The organism is Corynebacterium ulceribovis DSM 45146 (genome assembly GCF_000372445.1).
GTDB lineage: Bacteria > Actinomycetota > Actinomycetes > Mycobacteriales > Mycobacteriaceae > Corynebacterium > Corynebacterium ulceribovis.
This window is the reverse complement of sequence record NZ_AQUY01000002.1, coordinates 506,190-522,877: the sequence shown is the minus strand read 5'-3', so window position 1 is coordinate 522,877 and position 16,688 is coordinate 506,190. Positions and strand designations below refer to the sequence as shown.

Annotated in this window: 17 protein-coding genes; 5 read left to right on the top strand and 12 right to left on the bottom strand. The window is 58.7% G+C overall.

What is annotated here, in order from left to right; all coding sequences use genetic code 11:
* Window positions 1-20: 20 nt before the first annotated feature.
* From A3EC_RS11825 to A3EC_RS0107975, 3 genes are read right to left on the bottom strand one after another with little or no spacing between them, the layout of a single operon-like run.
* Window positions 21-1,217 (bottom strand): CaiB/BaiF CoA transferase family protein, encoded by a 1,197-nt coding sequence (locus A3EC_RS11825; protein WP_018024661.1) that lies wholly within the window; start codon window positions 1,215-1,217, stop codon window positions 21-23.
* Window positions 1,217-2,284, bottom strand: a complete 1,068-nt coding sequence (locus tag A3EC_RS11820; RefSeq protein WP_018024660.1) for an acyl-CoA dehydrogenase family protein — start codon at window positions 2,282-2,284, stop codon at window positions 1,217-1,219. The genes A3EC_RS11825 and A3EC_RS11820 overlap by 1 nt, the downstream gene beginning before the upstream one ends.
* Window positions 2,284-3,429, bottom strand: coding sequence for an acyl-CoA dehydrogenase family protein (locus tag A3EC_RS0107975; RefSeq protein ID WP_018024659.1), 1,146 nt, complete (start codon window positions 3,427-3,429; stop codon window positions 2,284-2,286). The genes A3EC_RS11820 and A3EC_RS0107975 overlap by 1 nt, the downstream gene beginning before the upstream one ends.
* A gap of 173 nt (window positions 3,430-3,602) precedes the next feature.
* Between A3EC_RS0107975 and A3EC_RS0107970 the strand changes: the two genes are divergently transcribed.
* Window positions 3,603-4,334, top strand: coding sequence for an IclR family transcriptional regulator (locus A3EC_RS0107970; protein ID WP_018024658.1), 732 nt, complete (start codon window positions 3,603-3,605; stop codon window positions 4,332-4,334).
* Window positions 4,335-4,337: 3 nt separating this feature from the next.
* Here A3EC_RS0107970 and A3EC_RS0107965 read toward each other — a convergent pair whose 3' ends face one another.
* The 4 genes from A3EC_RS0107965 to A3EC_RS0107950 all read right to left on the bottom strand — a co-directional run bounded on the left by A3EC_RS0107965 (window position 4,338) and on the right by A3EC_RS0107950 (window position 8,182).
* On the bottom strand, window positions 4,338-5,147 hold the full coding sequence (locus tag A3EC_RS0107965; RefSeq protein WP_018024657.1) for a crotonase/enoyl-CoA hydratase family protein: 810 nt from the start codon (window positions 5,145-5,147) through the stop codon (window positions 4,338-4,340).
* A gap of 64 nt (window positions 5,148-5,211) precedes the next feature.
* Window positions 5,212-6,498, bottom strand: coding sequence for a TRAP transporter large permease (locus tag A3EC_RS0107960; RefSeq protein ID WP_018024656.1), 1,287 nt, complete (start codon window positions 6,496-6,498; stop codon window positions 5,212-5,214).
* Entirely contained in the window at window positions 6,498-7,109 is a 612-nt protein-coding gene (locus tag A3EC_RS0107955; protein WP_018024655.1) for a TRAP transporter small permease, read from the bottom strand. The genes A3EC_RS0107960 and A3EC_RS0107955 overlap by 1 nt, the downstream gene beginning before the upstream one ends.
* The gene (locus tag A3EC_RS0107950) at window positions 7,109-8,182 is read right to left on the bottom strand and encodes a TRAP transporter substrate-binding protein (protein ID WP_018024654.1); all 1,074 of its coding nucleotides are present in this window, start codon (window positions 8,180-8,182) and stop codon (window positions 7,109-7,111) included. Before A3EC_RS0107950 ends, A3EC_RS0107955 begins: the two co-directional genes overlap by 1 nt.
* Window positions 8,183-8,438: 256 nt before the next feature.
* On the opposite strand from A3EC_RS0107950, the gene A3EC_RS0107945 reads away from it, so the two are divergent.
* Window positions 8,439-9,680, top strand: a complete 1,242-nt coding sequence (locus A3EC_RS0107945; RefSeq protein ID WP_018024653.1) for an alanine racemase — start codon at window positions 8,439-8,441, stop codon at window positions 9,678-9,680.
* Window positions 9,677-11,041 (top strand): D-arabinono-1,4-lactone oxidase, encoded by a 1,365-nt coding sequence (locus tag A3EC_RS0107940; RefSeq protein ID WP_018024652.1) that lies wholly within the window; start codon window positions 9,677-9,679, stop codon window positions 11,039-11,041. Before A3EC_RS0107945 ends, A3EC_RS0107940 begins: the two co-directional genes overlap by 4 nt.
* Here the strand turns inward: A3EC_RS0107940 and rarD are convergent.
* From rarD to lspA, 4 genes are read right to left on the bottom strand one after another with little or no spacing between them, the layout of a single operon-like run.
* Window positions 11,014-11,892, bottom strand: coding sequence for an EamA family transporter RarD (gene rarD, locus A3EC_RS0107935; RefSeq protein ID WP_018024651.1), 879 nt, complete (start codon window positions 11,890-11,892; stop codon window positions 11,014-11,016). The genes A3EC_RS0107940 and rarD overlap by 28 nt on opposite strands.
* A gap of 18 nt (window positions 11,893-11,910) precedes the next feature.
* The gene (locus A3EC_RS0107930; RefSeq protein WP_018024650.1) at window positions 11,911-12,564 is read right to left on the bottom strand and encodes a hypothetical protein; all 654 of its coding nucleotides are present in this window, start codon (window positions 12,562-12,564) and stop codon (window positions 11,911-11,913) included.
* Window positions 12,565-12,600: 36 nt separating this feature from the next.
* Complete coding sequence (locus tag A3EC_RS0107925; protein WP_026162322.1) at window positions 12,601-13,530, bottom strand: RluA family pseudouridine synthase; 930 nt, start codon at window positions 13,528-13,530, stop codon at window positions 12,601-12,603.
* Complete coding sequence (gene lspA, locus A3EC_RS0107920; protein WP_040428277.1) at window positions 13,523-14,062, bottom strand: signal peptidase II; 540 nt, start codon at window positions 14,060-14,062, stop codon at window positions 13,523-13,525. Before lspA ends, A3EC_RS0107925 begins: the two co-directional genes overlap by 8 nt.
* A gap of 63 nt (window positions 14,063-14,125) precedes the next feature.
* Between lspA and A3EC_RS12515 the strand changes: the two genes are divergently transcribed.
* Window positions 14,126-15,019 (top strand): DUF6263 family protein, encoded by an 894-nt coding sequence (locus A3EC_RS12515; protein WP_018024647.1) that lies wholly within the window; start codon window positions 14,126-14,128, stop codon window positions 15,017-15,019.
* Window positions 15,020-15,035: 16 nt separating this feature from the next.
* Here A3EC_RS12515 and A3EC_RS0107910 read toward each other — a convergent pair whose 3' ends face one another.
* Window positions 15,036-15,644, bottom strand: a complete 609-nt coding sequence (locus tag A3EC_RS0107910; RefSeq protein ID WP_018024646.1) for a WKL family lipoprotein — start codon at window positions 15,642-15,644, stop codon at window positions 15,036-15,038.
* 78 nt (window positions 15,645-15,722) lie between these two features.
* Here A3EC_RS0107910 and A3EC_RS0107905 point away from each other — a divergent pair, with 78 nt between their 5' ends.
* On the top strand, window positions 15,723-16,688 hold the full coding sequence (locus A3EC_RS0107905) for an asparaginase (RefSeq protein ID WP_018024645.1): 966 nt from the start codon (window positions 15,723-15,725) through the stop codon (window positions 16,686-16,688).

Below are 16,688 nucleotides of genomic sequence, written 5' to 3'. Positions count from 1 at the left end.
TACCCAGCTGCTTCCGCGTCTTAATTCTCCGGCATATACGCACTGATAACGCCAGTGTTCGCTAGGTCATGCTGCTCTGCTTCGGAGTAGCCAAACTCGGCGAGAATATCCTTGTTATCTTCGCCGCGACGCCGCGGCCCGAAACGCACGGAACCAGGAGTGTCCGTCAGTTTAATCGGCAAGCCAAGCCCGGTGTACTCCCCTGCTCGGACCACCATATTGCGGTGCAAAGCCTGCGGTTCAGCCAAGGCGTCGCTGACTTGGTTGACTGGACCAGCCGGCACGCCTGCTTCGATCATTTTGTCAGCTAGCTCATCACGATTCCATTTCCCGATGATGTCGCTGAGTTTGGCCCGCAGCTTCGCTCTGTTTTCCACTCGCAGTGGGTTAGTCTCAAACTCCGGTGTGCATAGTTCTGCTTCCGCGCCCAATACTGCGCAGGCTTTGCGGAATTGATTGTCATTGCCCACTGCCAGGAAGAAGGGACCATCTGCTGCCTGGAAGGTTTCGTAGGGGGCAATGGTTGGGTGTGATACGCCAGTGCGCTTCGGGTTATTCCCGGAGGCCAAGAAAGTGTAAGCATGCGGATGCAGAATCGACAGTGCATTATCCAGCAAAGCCATATCAATGAGCTGGCCTCGGCCTGTGGTGTCGCGGGCCCGAAGTGCCATCAAGATTCCGGACATCGCATTAAGGCTGGTAACAATGTCGACCAGTGGGATACCGATCCGCATCTCTGGGCCGTCTGCTTCGCCATTGATGCTCATTAGACCCGAGTACGCCTGCATCACGGCATCATATCCAGGCGCCCCACCAAGTGGGCCGTCAACGCCGTATCCGGTGATGCGGCAGTGCACGAGCTGTGGGAATTCTTCGCGGATCACCTCGTCGGAAAGCCCCCATTTGGCTAGCGTGCCCGCTTTGAAGTTTTCAATCAGCACGTCGGCGTCTTTGAGCATGCGGCGCAAAACTTCCTGGCCGCCGTCCGTACGCAGGTTCAGGCTGATGTTCTTTTTGTTGCGGTTCAGACCCGTGAAGTAGGCGCTTTGGTTGTCACGGAAAAATGGCGGGCCCCAGTAGCGGGTTTCGTCGCCTGTTGGGGGTTCGACTTTATACACATCGGCGCCGTGGTCAGCGAGCATTTGGCCGCACATCGGGCCGGCTAATACTCGCGAGATGTCGATGACGCGAACTCCTGTGAGAGCTGGCTGAGTCATTAATGCAGCGCTCCTTCCAACTGGGCGCCTTCGACGACTAGGGCCCAAACGTCGTCGGTGGTACCGGCGGTGGCGGCTTGGCCAAGGAGCAATTCCCAGCTGCGGATGGCCCCGTATTCGCTGCGCCAGGTTTCGGCAGCGTTAGTGAACTTGTGTAGGGAATGTTCTTCGGTTGTGCCGATGGCGCCTAGGGCTTGGTGGGTGTTGCGGACAGCGACCGATGCGGCGCGGCCAACAACGGATTTCGCGACGGCAACGCGGAAAACGCTCAATGGGCCAGCCAGGTCTGTGTCCAGTGCGTCTTGCAATGCTTGGTCAACCGCAGAGCGGGCCAACGCCGTTTCAGCAACGGCGTCGACGATGAGGTTCTGCACGGACTGGAATTTCGCCAATGGTCGGCCAAATTGGTTTCGGGTGACCACATGTTCTTTGGCCAGGTCCGTTGCGGTTTCCAATGCCGCGACGACTTGGAGGCTGCGCGCCAATGCACCGCGAAGCAGGTACTGCTGGTACTGCGCAGTACTGAGCGTTTTGACGTTGTCATTGCCCGGTTCGCGCAGCTGCGCCATCACAGCGTCGGAGACAGTGATATTGGCACGTGGTTCGCGGCCAAAAGCAGGGTACTCACTGGTAGTGACATCCGATGCCTTAACCTTGGCCACTTTCCAGCCGGAGTCTGCATCGCCGAAAATCAGGACGAAGCGTTCGGATTGAACTGCCCATGGGACGGCTTGTGCATAACCGTCGTCATCGATCTGCGCGACGGTGCGAATATTGGTGCAAGATTCCAGACCGACGGTGTCGAGCAGCCATGCGGATAGCAGGTCGGTTTCGACGTATGGGATTGGCACGCCAGCAGCTGCTGCAGCAGAGGCGAGGGTTGCGGCTTCGCCCCATCCAGCTTCGGAACCGCCGACGGATTCTGGGCCGGTCAAACGGGCTAGCCCAAGTTCGGTTAGTTCAGCCCATACGTCGCCAGTTTTGGTTTCGTTGTCTCGAGCTTGGGTGAAGATGCCTTCGGCCAAGTCTTTGAGGTCTTTGTAGTCTTCGTGGTCAATGATGCTCATTAGCGCAGCTCCAATCCGCGTGCGATAACTCCGCGCAGAATTTCATTCGTGCCGCCGCGGAGGGTGAATCCTGGTCGTTGGGTCACTCCGGCTCGTAGCAAGGTGGCCAGGGTGAGGTCGGTGGTGATGTTGTCGCCGACTGCGGTATCTACTGCGTCAACAATGTCGCCTTCAGTGGTAGTACCGAGCACCTTGACTAGCGACGCTGGAATATCAGCGCGTCCACCTGACTGCAGTGTTTCGGCAACAGCGAAGCTCATGCCATGCAGTGCTGCTAGGCGTGCGACGTAGCGGCCGGTTGTGCCTTTGTCGAGGATTCCTGCGCCACCGGGTGATGGTGAAACAGCTTCGGCGAAGAGCCGGAAGGACGACAGGAATCGTTCTGGACCAGACCTTTCGAATGCAAGCTCGGAATTGACTTGTTTCCAACCGGCACCAACTTCGCCGAATACCATGTCATCTGGGACGAAGACTTCGTCGAGGATGACTTCGGAGAAGTGTCGACTGCCTGACATTGATTCAATTGGACGGATGGTCACTCCGTCGCTACGCAGGTCCAGAAGGAATTGGGACAGGCCCGCGTGGCGGTTGGAGGTGTCCAATGGGCTGGTGCGCGCGAGGCAGAAGAAGGCTTCGGAGTGTTGTGCGCCGGAGGTCCACACTTTGGTGCCGGTGACGCGCCAACCGCCGTCAACCTGCACTGCTTTGGTACGTACTGAGGCAAGGTCGGAGCCGGAGTCAGGTTCGCTCATGCCAATGGCGAAGCAGGATTCACCGGCGGCGATGCGTGGTAGGTATTCCTTCTTCTGTTCTTCGGTGCCGTGTGCGAGCAATGATGGCGCAATCTGCCGGTCGGCAACCCACTGCGCAGCTACCGGCGCACCGACAGCGAGCAGTTCTTCGGTGACGACGAAGCGTTCGAGAAAGGTACGCCCATGGCCACCGTATTCAGTAGGAATGGTCATGCCCACCCAGCCCTGTGCGGCTAGTTCTTTGGTGAAGTCTTCATCCCATTTGGTCAGCCAAGTGTCAATGCTGGGGGTGATGCGTCCTTCTTTGATTTTCTCGGCGAGAAAGGCACGGACATCGCGGCGGAGTTGCTGCAGTGTTTCGTACAGTTCTGTGTTGTCAGCGGACTGAGTCATAGTATCTGCCTTCTTTGTCTGTCGTGACTGTAGTCACACAGTAACCGATTATCCGCATTTACGTAACCCGTTACGGCATTTTGTAACAATTATTTTTGCCAGGAAATGTTTTCTGGGCGGAGAGCTTCGTTCAACCGCAGGTAGTCCCTTATTTTCCTGGTAACCTTGCCACCATGACTGAGCCCACCCGCCCCCGCCACCGCATGGTCGACCGTGTGGCCGCCATCTTGGAACTGGTCGCCCGCTCCCGCGATGGCCTTACGCTCACGGATATTGCGCATCAGCTTGATTTCCCCCTCAGCACCACGCAAGGTCTAGTCAATGGGCTCACCGCAGCCGGATACCTAGATGAGCGCACTAAGAAATACACCCTAGGTATGGCGCCGTACCTTATTAATGTCATGGCAGGCCGCCGCCCCATCGATGTTGTCTCCCAAGCCGAAATTGATGCGATTTTCGCGGAAACCGGGCTCATTACGGTGCTCTCCATTGCTGTCGATGGCCGCGTGTTCTATCTCCATCACGCCGCCGAAGGCATGACGTACGAATATCTCACCGAGAATTTCTTGCCTCGTTCGCTCCTGCGCACATCGTCTGGCTGGGTGCTGCTGGCGAATATGGAACGGCGCGATCTGTGGACATACCTGAAATCTCGTCCGGCAGAGGACGCACCTTATGTCACCGAGTTTTTGAACGCCGCTGAAGAGATTGCTACCACCGGCATTTGCGCTTCCCCAGCAGTTGCGGAGAAAAACGTTGACGGCGTGTCCATTGCTGTTGAGCAAAATGGGCACGCCGTCGCTGCGGTGGGTGTCATCGGATCCGGGACAGAAATCGCTGCCCGGCGCGATGAACTTGTTGATGTTTTGAAGCGCCACCGCGCTAATTGGCAAGCAAGGGGCTAATTGCTATTTCCCAGTGTAGTTACCTGGACGCTTGTCCATGAAGGCGCTGAGCGCTTCGCGGTGATCCGCAGTATGGTGCGCCAAAGCCTGCATCGAAGCTGACAATTCCAGCAGGCTTGCCAACGACTGATGTTGCGATTCGCGCAATAATTGCTTGGCCATGCGAATTGAGTGCGGTGGGTTCTTGGCCACTCGGCCAGCGAGTTTCTTCGCGGCGTCGATAAGTTCTTCTGGCGCGACGACTTGGTTGACTAGGCCCCACTCCAATGCTTGGTCAGACTTGACACGGTCACCGGTCAGTGCCATTTCAGCAGCGCGCGCTGGACCCAGGGTTTTGGTCAGAAGCCAGGCGCCACCGTCGCCCGGGATAATGCCAAGGCCGACGAAGCTCTCAGCGAACCAGGCCTTTTCGGATGCAACACGCATGTCGCACATCAAGGTCAGGTCGCAGCCAGCACCAACGGCCGGTCCATTGACTGCCGCGATAACGGGAACCTGGCAGTGGTACAGCGCCATCGGGATGCGCTGGATGCCATTGCGGTAACCGTCGCGCAGCTCGTATGGACTACCGCCAAACATTCCAGCTTGGTCGACCATGTCCTTCACATTGCCACCGGCGGAGAAAGCAGAACCAGCACCGGTGAGAATAACGCAGCGAACGTCGTAGTCCTGGTTTACCCGGGCGACGTTGTCGACCAATGCGTCAATAATGTCTGGGGAGGAAATCGGGTTGCGGATTTCGGGCAGGTTTAGGGTCCAGATTTCGATATTGCCGTCTCGCTCGACAAGCAGGCTGTTGTTTTCAGTGGACATAGAAAAGCTCCTTTGGCATGAAGTGAAATGCGGATTCAGTTCTGGAGTTGAGGCGAGGTGCGAGCTATTGCATTAAGGCTGGGACCCACAAGATGATTTGCGGGAACAGCAGGAAGAGCACAGCCATTGCCAGCATTACCACCACATAAGGGAATGCGCCCTTAAATACTGTCATTGGTGGAAGTTTTGCGGACTTCGATACGACGAATACATTGATGCCCATTGGTGGGGTAACCATTCCTACTTCCGCGAGCAGCACCATAAAAATGCCAAACCACACTGGGTCATAGCCGAGCTGTTCGACTACCGGCAGAACGATTGGCACTGTCAGCGCGATGACAGCAATCTGGTCCATGAAGAAGCCGAGGATGACATAGAACACTGCAATCAAGGCCATCACTAGTAGCGCTGGCATTGCACTTTCTTCAATCGCGGTCACCAGTTTCGGCGCTGCGCGGGTTTCGGTGAGGAAATGGCCAAGCACATGCGCCGACATGATGATCGCAAGGATCATTGCGGTGGACTTCACCGTTTCAGTCAGGCAGACTGCCATCCCCTGAATAGTGAAACGACCACGGAAAACCACTAGTAGTAGTGCAGCGAAAGCTCCGAGTGCGGCAGCTTCAGTTGGGGTTGCTACCCCGAAGAAGATGGAGCCAACTACTGCCGCGAAAACTAAAATCAGTGGCGAGGCTTGCCACAGATAGGCAAACTTTTCTTTAGCGGATGTTTTCACGCCCATTGGAATCGATTGGCGGTCCCGCAGCATGCCCAAATACATCGTGACAATCATCGCGAGAGCAATGAGGACTCCAGGGAAGAACCCGGCAACCAATACGTCACCGACAGGGGCTTCTGCGGTAATGGCGTAGAACACCAAGATAATACTTGGTGGAATCATCGCGGCGAGGGTACCGACGGAAGCAACCAAACCCGAGGCTACATCTTTGCGGTACCCCTCTTTAATCATGCGCGTTGTCGAGGTTTGCGCCAAGGTAGCTGCAGCAGCGGTGGACGAACCAGACACAGCAGCAAAAGCAGTACCAGCGCCGACGGATGCTACAGCAGTGCCGCCTGGCACTCGACCCACCATCCCGCGAGCGGCGTCGAAAAGTGAATCTAGCAGCCCGGACATCAACATGAACTGCGCCATCAGCATGAACAACGGGATTGCGGTCAGCGCAGTAGACCGAACCGCTGTAACAGGCGCGGTCGCCAGCACTGGCATCAGTAGTTCGGTTCCGCCGATGATGAGCAGACCGAGGATGCCGGAGATAAAGATGGCGAAGGATACCGGTACGCGAAGCATGATCAAGATGACCAGCAGCACAATAATCAGTGCGAGTAACATCAGCTTTCCTCTCCTGGTTCGTAATCTGTGTGGGCAGCAGTCCACGAAGTGGTCAGCTCTCGGAAGAGGTCGATGAGCACCACGATCAGACCAAGCCCGCTGGCAATGGGAACCATGACGCGCCAAGTCCAGCTTGGCCAGGCCAGCTCTGCCATCCCCGGTGGGATTTGTTCATTGATAGAAATGGAAAAGCTGGTGGATTGAATACCGGCCCACATCAACAGGGCGAAGGTCACTGCACAAATGGCTTCGGCCATGAGAATGAGCAGTTTCTGTGCCACCGGCGGAAACTTTCCGAATAGCGTAGCCACGGCAATGTGAGCGCCGGTCCGGTAGGCCGTCACTACGCCGAAGAAGGCAATCGCGATCATCAAATAGCGTTCGGCAAAACCGATATTCCAGCCCAAGGGGCTTTTGAAGAAAGATCGCATCACCACTTCGATGAGGGTGAGGATACCGCTGAGCGCAACTGCGACCGCTGCAATAACAGCACACACTCCGGAGATCCCGTTTTGGAGCTTATGCAGCAGCGGGTAATCATCAGTGATGAATCCGAAAGTCGTGCGCTCACCGGTGCCGTGTCGGCCTGGGTGGACAATAATGCTACCCATTATTGGACCTCACTATCTGCGTGGTGAGCATTGGCTTTTAAGGCCCGCTCGAATTCTGCGAGCACTTTGCCAGCTGGCCGACCAGTTGATTCAATGTCATCGACCCAGCCCTGCCGGGTTGGTTCGAGCAGGTTGTCCCATTCTTTCTTGTGGGGTTCTACATCGATGAATTCCACACCGGATTCCGCCATCTTCTTGGACGATTCCGCTACCGACTTGTTTAGCTGTTTACAGACATTCGCTTGGGCAATGTCAGCTTGAGCTTGAATAAAGCCTTGCTGCTCTTTGCTAAGGCCTTGCCAGGTGTCTTCGTTCACAACATAGATTGCTGTAAAGGAGCCAAGGTTGGCGCCAGAGGTGGAATACCCGATGACTTCTTCCAAACCGTATGGCGTAATACTGACCGGACTTGCGACGGTTCCTTCTACGGTTCCGCGCGTCATGGCTTCGTAGAGATCAGCAATCGGCATACCGACGCCTGCTGCATGTACTGCGTCGACGATACGGTCCTGGGCGCCACCGGTAGAACGCAAGACGGTCCCATTCAAGTCTTTCGGTGTGCGTACTGGCCGGTCGCCGGCCATGGCTTCATATTTCGGAATGATGCCAATCCACATCGGTCGAATATTGAGCGGCTTGAACTCCTCTTCGTAGAGGATGCCGCCTTCAGAGACTAATTCTTTGAGTGCATACCCAGCGATGCAGGAGTCTTCCACCAGCCCAGGCAGATCCGCCACGGTGGATAGTGGCATTTCTGAGGAGACATACGACGGAGAGATTACGCCCATGTCTACTGCTCCGGTACGAATCATGGTGGGGATGTCCCACTGTTTGCCGAGCTGACCACTGGCGTAATAGTCAAGTTTGAAGCCGTGATCCGGGCCTTCTTTCACCAGGGTTTCCTTGAAAGCCTTGGTCCCGCCCTTGCCCATTGGGTGGGTCAGCGAATAGTTGTCCGACATTACGAGGACATCCTCGTCACGGCTGCCGAACCCGGCGCTACAGCCGGTGGTCATAAAAGCTGCTGCTGCAACAAGTGTTGCAATGAGAGTGCGTCGTCGGCCATCAAGCATGACCTCCACCTCCTTCGGACTGCATAGATGCGTCTGTTGTGGTCACGGTTTCTCCTCCCCTAACTGGTTACGCCATTACATAATTCACTACCGATTGACGTAATTGTGATGTAGCTTACTTCACTCGACAAAACAGTCAAGCGGTTTTCACGCCATTTCCCCGCCCCACACCGAAATGTTTTCGGAAAACTAACTAATTCAGAACCATTGCGCACTATCGTGACAAAAAATCGCCCTTTTCGTCACGAGGATCATTGTGAACTCTGCTGTTGTTAACCCTGCGCCTTCCGCCGAACTGCGTGCCGCGACCGCGCACCTCGACGCGCCGTTCAACGTCATTGACCTCGACCGTGCCCGCGCCAACCTCCACGACCTCATCGACCGCGCCGCCGGCAAACCACTGCGCATCGCCACGAAATCAGTACGGCTAAAGAACCTGCTTATTGACGTATTGGGCCACGACTCCGTCACCGGGCTGATGGCCGCCACTTTGGATGAAGCGCTCTGGTTGCACGCCGAAGGCGTCTCCGACGATATTGTTGTCGCCTACCCCACGGTCACCCGTTCTGCGCTGCAGAAACTGGTGAGCAATGCCGCAGCGCGCGCCGCGATTACCGTGATGGTCGACAGCGTGGCGCACCTCGATCTCATTGGCGAGCAGGTCACGGCGGCGTATTCGGAAAGCTCCGGCGAACCGTTGCCATCGGTGCAGGTTTGCCTCGATATTGACTGCGCCTACAGCTTTTCTGGCGCCCGCTTCGGAGCGCTGCGTTCCCCAGTGCGCACCATGTCCGATGTCGCCCGGCTAGTCAGTGCCTTAGTGCGCCGACCGTATCTGCAGCTTGTCGGCGTGATGGGTTATGAATCGCAGATCGCCGGTGTTGGCGATGCTGGTGCTTCCGCCCGCGCCGCAGTGATCCGCACCATGCAAAAGGCATCCCGCAAAGATGTTGCCGAGCGCCGCGCCGCGCTCGTCACTGGTGTCGAAGCATTGCTGCGGGCACATGAGAAACCGCCGCTGCGCTTCGTCAACGGCGGCGGCACTGGTTCCATTGAGTCCACCGCTGCCGAAGATGCTGTCACGGAAATTGCTGCCGGTTCCGGTATTTTGTCGGCGCCGCTATTTGATACCTACACCAGTTTTCAGGCCCGCCCAGCGCAGTGGTTTGTGCTGCCAGTGCTGCGGATCCCAGCGCGGGATGTAGCCACCGTCTATGGCGGCGGCCGGATTGCTTCCGGACCTGCCAATCCAGACCGGCTTCCAACACCGGTGTTCCCGGCTGGGTTGAAGTTCGCCCGCGATGAAGGCCCCGGCGAGGTACAAACCCCGCTGCTTGGCGCCGCCGCAAATGACCTTTCGATCGGCGATCACGTGTGGTTCCGGCACACCAAAGCTGGTGAAGGTTTCGAATTCACTAACCAGGTGCACGTCTTTTCCGGCGGCACCCTCATCGACCAATGGCCGACCTACCGCGGCGAAGGGATTGAATTGTCATGACTCTGCGCACCCGCACTCGCACCAAGCGCGCTGCCACTGCCCCACATTCCTGGTCCACCTGGTCCCGGCAGTACACTGCCACCCCGTCGGAGTTTCTGCAGCCGGATTCCGAGGCTGCTATCAGCGCTGCTGTCACTCGCGCCGCCGACACGAATACTGCGCTGCGGGTGGTCGGGGCGGGACATTCCTTCACTCCAGCTGCTGTGACCGACGGTATCCAGCTGAATTTGGACCATCACGCCGGGCTGGTGAACGTCAATAAGCTCAAAGGTGAGGTGACGCTGAAGGCGGGGACGCGGCTGCGGGACATCCCGGCGTTGCTGCGGCCGCATGGCGTGGCGTTGGCGAATCAGGGTGATGTTGATCCGCAGGCGGTGGCTGGTGCGGTGTCGACGGGCACGCATGGCACGGGGCTGGGTTTCACTGGTTTTTGTGGCATGCTGCGGAGTTTCCGGATGGTGGGGGCCGATGGGGTGGCTCGCACGTATTCACCAACCGAAAATGCGGAAACGTTTCATTTGGCGCGGCTATCGCTCGGCACCTTTGGCGTGCTGACCGAGATTACCTTGGCGACGGTCCCGGCGTATTTGCTGGTGGCTGATGAGCGGCCGGTGCCTTTCGCGGAGATTGCGGACACGTTCCCGGAGCGCTGCCAAACCGCTGACCATCTGGAGTTTTACTGGTTCCCGCACACCGATGTGGCGCTGGTCAAGCACAATACTCGCCTGCCGTTGGACCAGGCCGCTAGCGCTGATGTGTTGCGTCAGCCCATTGGTCCGATGCAGAACTTCATTGATGAAGAGCTGATTAATAATGGCGTGCATGGGCTGGTGTGCCGACTGGGCCGACGCATTCCGGCGGCGATTCCGCATATCAACCGGTTGGCGAATAAGTTCGTCGCCGAGCGCACCTACGTGGACTACCCGCATAAGGTGTTCGTGTCGCCGCGGCGGGTGCGTTTCAATGAGATGGAGTATGCGGTGCCGCTGGCGCAGTTGCCGACGGTGCTCGCGGAGATTCGCCGGGCAATTGATGCTTCTGGCCTGCAGATTTCCTTCCCGCTGGAGATTCGCTCCGCCAAGGCTGACGATGTGCCGCTGTCCACTGCCTACGACCGCGATAGTGCCTACATTGCGGTGCACCAGTGGTACGGCAGCAGTTTCCGGGAGTACTTTGCGCTGCTGGAGCCGATTCTGCGGGCTGCCGGTGGTCGGCCGCATTGGGGCAAGCTGCATACGTTAAGGTTTGCGGATTTGCAGCAGGCCTACCCGCTTTTTGACGATTACGTGGCAGCGCGCGAGCTGGCCGATCCGGCGGGCATGTTCCTCAACGACTACACGCGGCGGCTTTTCTTGATGTGAGCGCGGTGCCGAGCGCGCAGGGCAATGTCGGTCATGAAGATGGCGACGGATACCCAAATGATGATGAATCCGACCCAGCGCGCCGTACTGATGTCTTCTTTGGTGACGAACACTGCCCAGAGCATCTGCATGGTTGGGGTCATGTACTGCAACATGCCGATGGCAGCGAGCGGCACTTCTTTGACACCTTTGCCGAAAAAGAGCAATGGTGTGGCGGTGACGACACCGGCGGTCATGAGCAAGGCTGTGTGCTGCCACCCGAACTCGGTGAAGGTGGATTCGCCTTGGCTGGATAGAAATAGCAGGTAGGCGGCGGCGATTGGGAAGATGACGATTGTTTCGGCGGTGAGCGATTCCGTGGATGTGAGTGGGACGCGCTTTTTAATCAGTCCGTAGAACCCGAAGGAGAAAGCCAACCCGAGGGCCAACAGTGGCGGTGTGCCCAAGGTAATGGTGAGGACCAGGACACCGAGGAAAGCGATCCCAACGGACAGGGTCTGCAGTGGGCTGAGTCGCTCTTTCAGGAAGAGCACACCTAATGCGACCGAGACGATGGGGTTAATGAAGTAACCGAGTGCCGCTTCGGCGACGTGGCCGGTGTTGACGGTGTAGACGTAGATGCCCCAGTTACCGGAGATGAAAAACCCGGCGAGAGCGACCCAACCCCAAGTGCGCAGTGATGCTTCGCGCAGGGGTCGCCAATGGCGGGTGACGGTGAGGACCAGCACCATAAAGCCGAGCGTCCAGACGAAACGGTGCGCCAAAATTTCCAGCGGTGCTGCAGGTTCAAGCAGCGGGAAAAATGCCGGGAATGCGCCCCAGAGCAGGTAAGCGAGGATCGCGTAAATCACTGCTCTACCCTAACGCTGTTACCGCTCTTCTGGGTCAACCAGCGGCTGCACCCCGAAATGCCCGGCGCGCGCATCGGTAGGCAGGGCTTCGACGGCGAAGATTTCTTTGCGCTCGGCAATCTGCACCAGCTGGTCCGCATTGCCGTAGACCACCAGTCCGGTGAAGTCGAGTTCTGGCGAGTTCGGTTCGAACCCGGCCATCGGTCCGGTGAGTTCACGAACCCGTGTGAAGACATCCGCGCGGCTTTCCGAACCGGTAGGTTCGGGCACGCCAACTGCGGCAGCTGGGCCCATCAATACTTGCGCGACGCGGAGCCCGTCAATGTCGCTGACGGCGGCGGCAGCGGTATCAATGCTGGCGGGTGGGGTGAAACTGACGAGCGCCCAGCGTTGCTGCTCAGGATGGTTGACCTGTGCGTCATCAAGCGTTTCTTTTGCGCGCAGGGCGTACGCACCGAGGTTTTCGTCGAAATCTGGACCTAACTGATCCCCATTGATGGCCATGGGTTTGGCCATCCGGTCGGAGCCAGACAGCGCAAACACCACAGCGATGAGCGCGACTACGCACAGCAGCGAGGCGATGGCGAAACCTGGGTGGATGCCGTCGCGGCGGGTGGTGTCGGCGGCGCGGTGCCGGGAGCTGCGGGAACGTTCGACGCGTTTAGAGCTCATGGTGTGCCAGGGTGCCTATCTGCTCGGGGAGGGTAACTAGTGGTGTGCGCGCAGCACGTCCAACGCGTGCTGCAGGTCCTTCGGGTACGGACTTTCAATAGTGAACCAGCGGCCATCAGCTGGGTGCGTAAAACCCACGCCAACCGCATGCAGCCACTGCCGATTCAGCCCCAGGCGCTTGCCTAACTCTGGGTCCGAACCGTACATCGGGTCGCCAACGCACGGATGGTTCAGCGAACTGAAGTGCACGCGAATCTGGTGCGTGCGGCCGGTTTCCAGGCGCACTTTAATCAGCGTGGCGGGGGCGAAAGCCTCCAGCGTTTCATAGTGAGTGACGGCGGGTTTACCGTCGGACGTCACCGCGAACCGCCACCCAGCCGACGGGTGCCGACCAATCGGCGCTTCAATCGTCCCCTGCAGCGGATCCGGGTGGCCTTGCACCAGCGCGTGGTAGGTTTTCTCCACTTCCCGGTCGCGGAAAGCCTGCTTCAAAATGGTGTAGGCACGTTCGGAAGCTGCCACCACCATCGCCCCGGAAGTTCCGACATCCAGGCGCTGCACAATCCCTTTGCGTTCCGGCGGCCCGGAAGTCGAAATGCGGAAACCTGCGGCAGCCAATCCGCCTACCACCGACGGCCCTTCCCACCCCACAGTTGGGTGCGCGGCGACACCCACCGGTTTATTCACCACAATGATGTCCTGGTCGGAGTACAAAATGTCCATGCCTTCGACCTCTTCGACCACTGGCTCCAGCGGCCGGTCCGGTTCTGGCAGCAGCACTTCCAGCCATGCGCCATCGGTGAGGCGTTCGGATTTGCCGACAGTCCGCCCGTCAATAGTGATGTCCCCGGCGGCGGCAAGGTCCGCGACGATGGTGCGGGACAAGCCAGTGAGCTTAGCGACGCCAGCGTCCACTCGCATGCCTACCAGTCCTGGGGGAACGTGCAACACGCGAGACTCACGCATCAGCATCGACCTCCTGCGGAGTGGACTGTGGGGCTTCCTGTGGGCCGAAGATAATCCATGCCGCCAAAATGGCCACACCAACGCTGATGGCGCAGTCCGCGAGATTGAAAATGGCGAAACCATCCACCGCAATGAAGTCAATGACATGGCCATGGTAGAAACCTGGCTCGCGCAGCAGGCGGTCGGTGAGGTTGCCGGCTGCTCCCCCGGCCAGCAATCCAAGGGACACTGCGGTGACGGTGTCAGTCACTTTGCGCGCCCAGAAGGTGTACGCCACAACACCGAGCACAAACACCAGTTGGATGGTGGTGAACAACCAGGTGACGTCCACGCCCATGGAGAAAGCGGCGCCCGGGTTGCGCACCAGTCGGAAGGTCAGCCAGCTGCCGAGGACGTCGATGACTCGTCCGGAGTCGAGTGCATTGATGGCAGTGATTTTGCTGATTTGGTCAATGACAATGGTGGCGATGGCAATCAGCGCCAGAAGGCCGGCCTTCGATTTCCGGCGGTTGGGGGTTGCGGTTGGGGGCATAGTCACATGTCCATCATTGTCGATCGTGGCCTGCGGTTTCCAGCCAGGTAGCCTAAAGGCGTGATGATTCGTCAACTTCGTTCCCTTGCCGCAGCTGTGTTCGCGGCATCTTTGGCCCTGACTGGTTGCTCCGTAGGCGGCGCCAGTGTGGAAGAACCTGCGACTGTGTCCTTGGAAGGCCCAGCGGTTCGAGTAGTGGATCCAGGCACTGGTGACCGGCAGGAACTGCGATATTCCCTCAGCGACGACATCCAGCAGGCTGCCACGTTGACGGTGACGCAGGGTTTCGCGCAGACCGCGCCGGGGCAAGACAGCGCGCCGGAAGATAACACGATGACGTTGCCGCTGACCGCCACCATTGACGATGAGCAGCGCCATTACGAGTTGGGTAAGCCTTCTGGTTCGGTGTCGGAGTTGCAGTCCGATATTGAAACGGCGGAAGGTTTCCTGGTGACGGTGCCTGCCGATAGCCAGGGCCGAGCGGTGGAAACCGATTTCGCGGCGCCAACAATAGCGTCGGAAACGGCACGCGCGTCGGTGGAGCGGGCACTGTTGTTGGTGTTGCAGACCCCGGTGATTTTCCCAGATGAACCGGTTGGTGTCGGGGCGAAGTGGACGGTGGAAAACCGTGTTGATGGTGGCACCCCAGTCCTGCAGAAGTTGACGTACACCTTGGCTGGCCGAGATGGCGACAAGCTGGATTTGGATGTGGCGGTTGAGCAGACCCCGTCACAGCAGGCATTGGATTTTGGTGCCGATGAAGGTGCGGCTACTCCGGGCCAGTTGAAGGTGCAGTCGACTAAGACGCAGGTGCAGCTGGGTACGTTGTCAGTGGATTTGTCGCAGCCGCTGCCGACGAGCGGCGCGTTGGATTATGTGACGACGATCAAATATGGCGCGGATAAGAGTGATACTGCTGTTGAGCAGCACACTCACCGCGCCATTCGGTGGGGCTAGCCGGAGCTAGCTGGGTTTAGCCAGCCGGTGCTGGGGCTGGAGCTGGTGCTTCAGCGCCGCCCGGAGCCGGTGCTGGTGCTGGCGCTTCGCCGCCCGGTGCTGGAGCTGGGGTCACGCCCACTGCTTCACAGGACTTTGGCAGTTCCGCTGGTGCCACATTGCTGACCAAGGTGCAGGCGAAGAGCTGGGACAGTTTCCAGTCGCCACCTTCGTTAACGAACTTCACGTCGTCGAAGAGCTGCTCAGTGCCGTCTGGCAGGTTGAACTTGACGGTCGCTAGAACAGAATCTGGCTCGTAGCCAGGCAGAACTGGGTTGACGACCTCAAATTCCGCGCCGGATTCTGCTTTCGACTTAGCCAAAACGTCAAAAAGCTCTGGGGCTTGTTCCCCACCTTCAACGGTTTTGACCTTTTCTTCCTTGGAGGCCGCTGGGTCGACGGCGGTTGCCAGGATGGCGTTCAGGTCAGCGGCGGTCGGCAGTTGTGCTGCCTGGGACGTGCTGGTGGTGGAGCTACTGCTGCTCTGGCCGCCGGTGGTGTCGGCGTCGTCGCTGCCGCAGGCAGTCAGGGTCATGGTCAGTGCGGCAGCAAATGCGCCAGCAGCGATGGTCCGGGTGAGCTTCACTAATCTTCTCCCTCGCATGGATTTCTACCTGATAAATGCTACACGGTTTCCATGGTGGCTTGAATTACGCTGGTAGCCATGTTCGCATCTGAGAGCGCTTCCCCACCGGCTACTTCGGCAGCACATTTTGTGGTTTTGACCACCGGCGGCACCATCGCCTGCACCACCGACGCGGATGGTCATTTGGTGCCTAACCTCACCGGACGCATGTTGGTTGACCCGGTTGTTTCCCGCTTCGCACCCGGTTCACTGTCCGTCGATGTGCGCGATATTGCGCTGCTGGATAGTTCCTCATTGACCTTTAGTGATATTGACCTCATTTTATCGGCGCTTCATGACGCATTGGCCGACCCGAAGGTCGACGGAGTGCTGATCACCCACGGCACCGACGCGCTGGAGGAAACCGCAATGGCGCTGGACTTGGCGGTCGATGATGAGCGGCCAGTGATTCTGACCGGCGCGATTCATGCCTCTGACCACCCGCAGGCCGATGGTCCGGAGAATATTTTCGAAGCGCTGCTGGTGGCGATGGATGAGTCGGCGCGCGGCGCTGGGCCGCTGGTGGTCTTTGGCCACGAGGTGCTGCCGGCGCGCGGGGTGGTGAAAACCCATACGGAGGCGGAGAAGGCCTTCGGGTCGACGGTGGCTGCGCCGCGGCGGTCAGCGGTGCGGCCGCTCGCGGGTGCGTCCTTGGCGGGCACGCGGGTGGACATTATTACTGCCTACCCGGGCGCTGATGGCGGCGCGCTGGATGCGGCGATTGCTGCGGGCGCGCAGGGCGTGGTGATTGAGGCAATGGGCTCCGGCAACGTTGGCATCGCCATGGCCGACGCGGTGGAGCGGGCGCTGGATGCTGGTGTGCCGATTGTCGTGTCGACCCGGGTGCCATTTGGCCCAACGAGCAGCGCTTATGGTGGTGCTGGTGGCGGCGGTATTTTGCTGCGCAAGGGGGCGGTGTTGTCGCAGGATCTGCGCGCCCCACAGGCACGAATGGTGTTGGCCGCGTCGATTGCGACCGGCACACCGCTGACGGAGCTGTTCTAG

Bases quoted from the DNA above. Each gene is read 5' to 3' on its own strand.
- A3EC_RS11825 (WP_018024661.1), bottom strand. From the start codon at position 1,217: ATGACTCAGCCAGCTCTCACAGGAGTTCGCGTCATCGACATCTCGCGA.
- A3EC_RS11820 (WP_018024660.1), bottom strand. From the start codon at position 2,284: ATGAGCATCATTGACCACGAAGACTACAAAGACCTCAAAGACTTGGCC.
- A3EC_RS0107975 (WP_018024659.1), bottom strand. From the start codon at position 3,429: ATGACTCAGTCCGCTGACAACACAGAACTGTACGAAACACTGCAGCAA.
- A3EC_RS0107970 (WP_018024658.1), top strand. From the start codon at position 3,603: ATGACTGAGCCCACCCGCCCCCGCCACCGCATGGTCGACCGTGTGGCC.
- A3EC_RS0107965 (WP_018024657.1), bottom strand. From the start codon at position 5,147: ATGTCCACTGAAAACAACAGCCTGCTTGTCGAGCGAGACGGCAATATC.
- A3EC_RS0107960 (WP_018024656.1), bottom strand. From the start codon at position 6,498: ATGTTACTCGCACTGATTATTGTGCTGCTGGTCATCTTGATCATGCTT.
- A3EC_RS0107955 (WP_018024655.1), bottom strand. From the start codon at position 7,109: ATGGGTAGCATTATTGTCCACCCAGGCCGACACGGCACCGGTGAGCGC.
- A3EC_RS0107950 (WP_018024654.1), bottom strand. From the start codon at position 8,182: ATGCTTGATGGCCGACGACGCACTCTCATTGCAACACTTGTTGCAGCA.
- A3EC_RS0107940 (WP_018024652.1), top strand. From the start codon at position 9,677: ATGACTCTGCGCACCCGCACTCGCACCAAGCGCGCTGCCACTGCCCCA.
- A3EC_RS0107930 (WP_018024650.1), bottom strand. From the start codon at position 12,564: ATGAGCTCTAAACGCGTCGAACGTTCCCGCAGCTCCCGGCACCGCGCC.
- A3EC_RS0107925 (WP_026162322.1), bottom strand. From the start codon at position 13,530: ATGCGTGAGTCTCGCGTGTTGCACGTTCCCCCAGGACTGGTAGGCATG.
- lspA (WP_040428277.1), bottom strand. From the start codon at position 14,062: ATGCCCCCAACCGCAACCCCCAACCGCCGGAAATCGAAGGCCGGCCTT.
- A3EC_RS12515 (WP_018024647.1), top strand. From the start codon at position 14,126: ATGATTCGTCAACTTCGTTCCCTTGCCGCAGCTGTGTTCGCGGCATCT.
- A3EC_RS0107905 (WP_018024645.1), top strand. From the start codon at position 15,723: ATGTTCGCATCTGAGAGCGCTTCCCCACCGGCTACTTCGGCAGCACAT.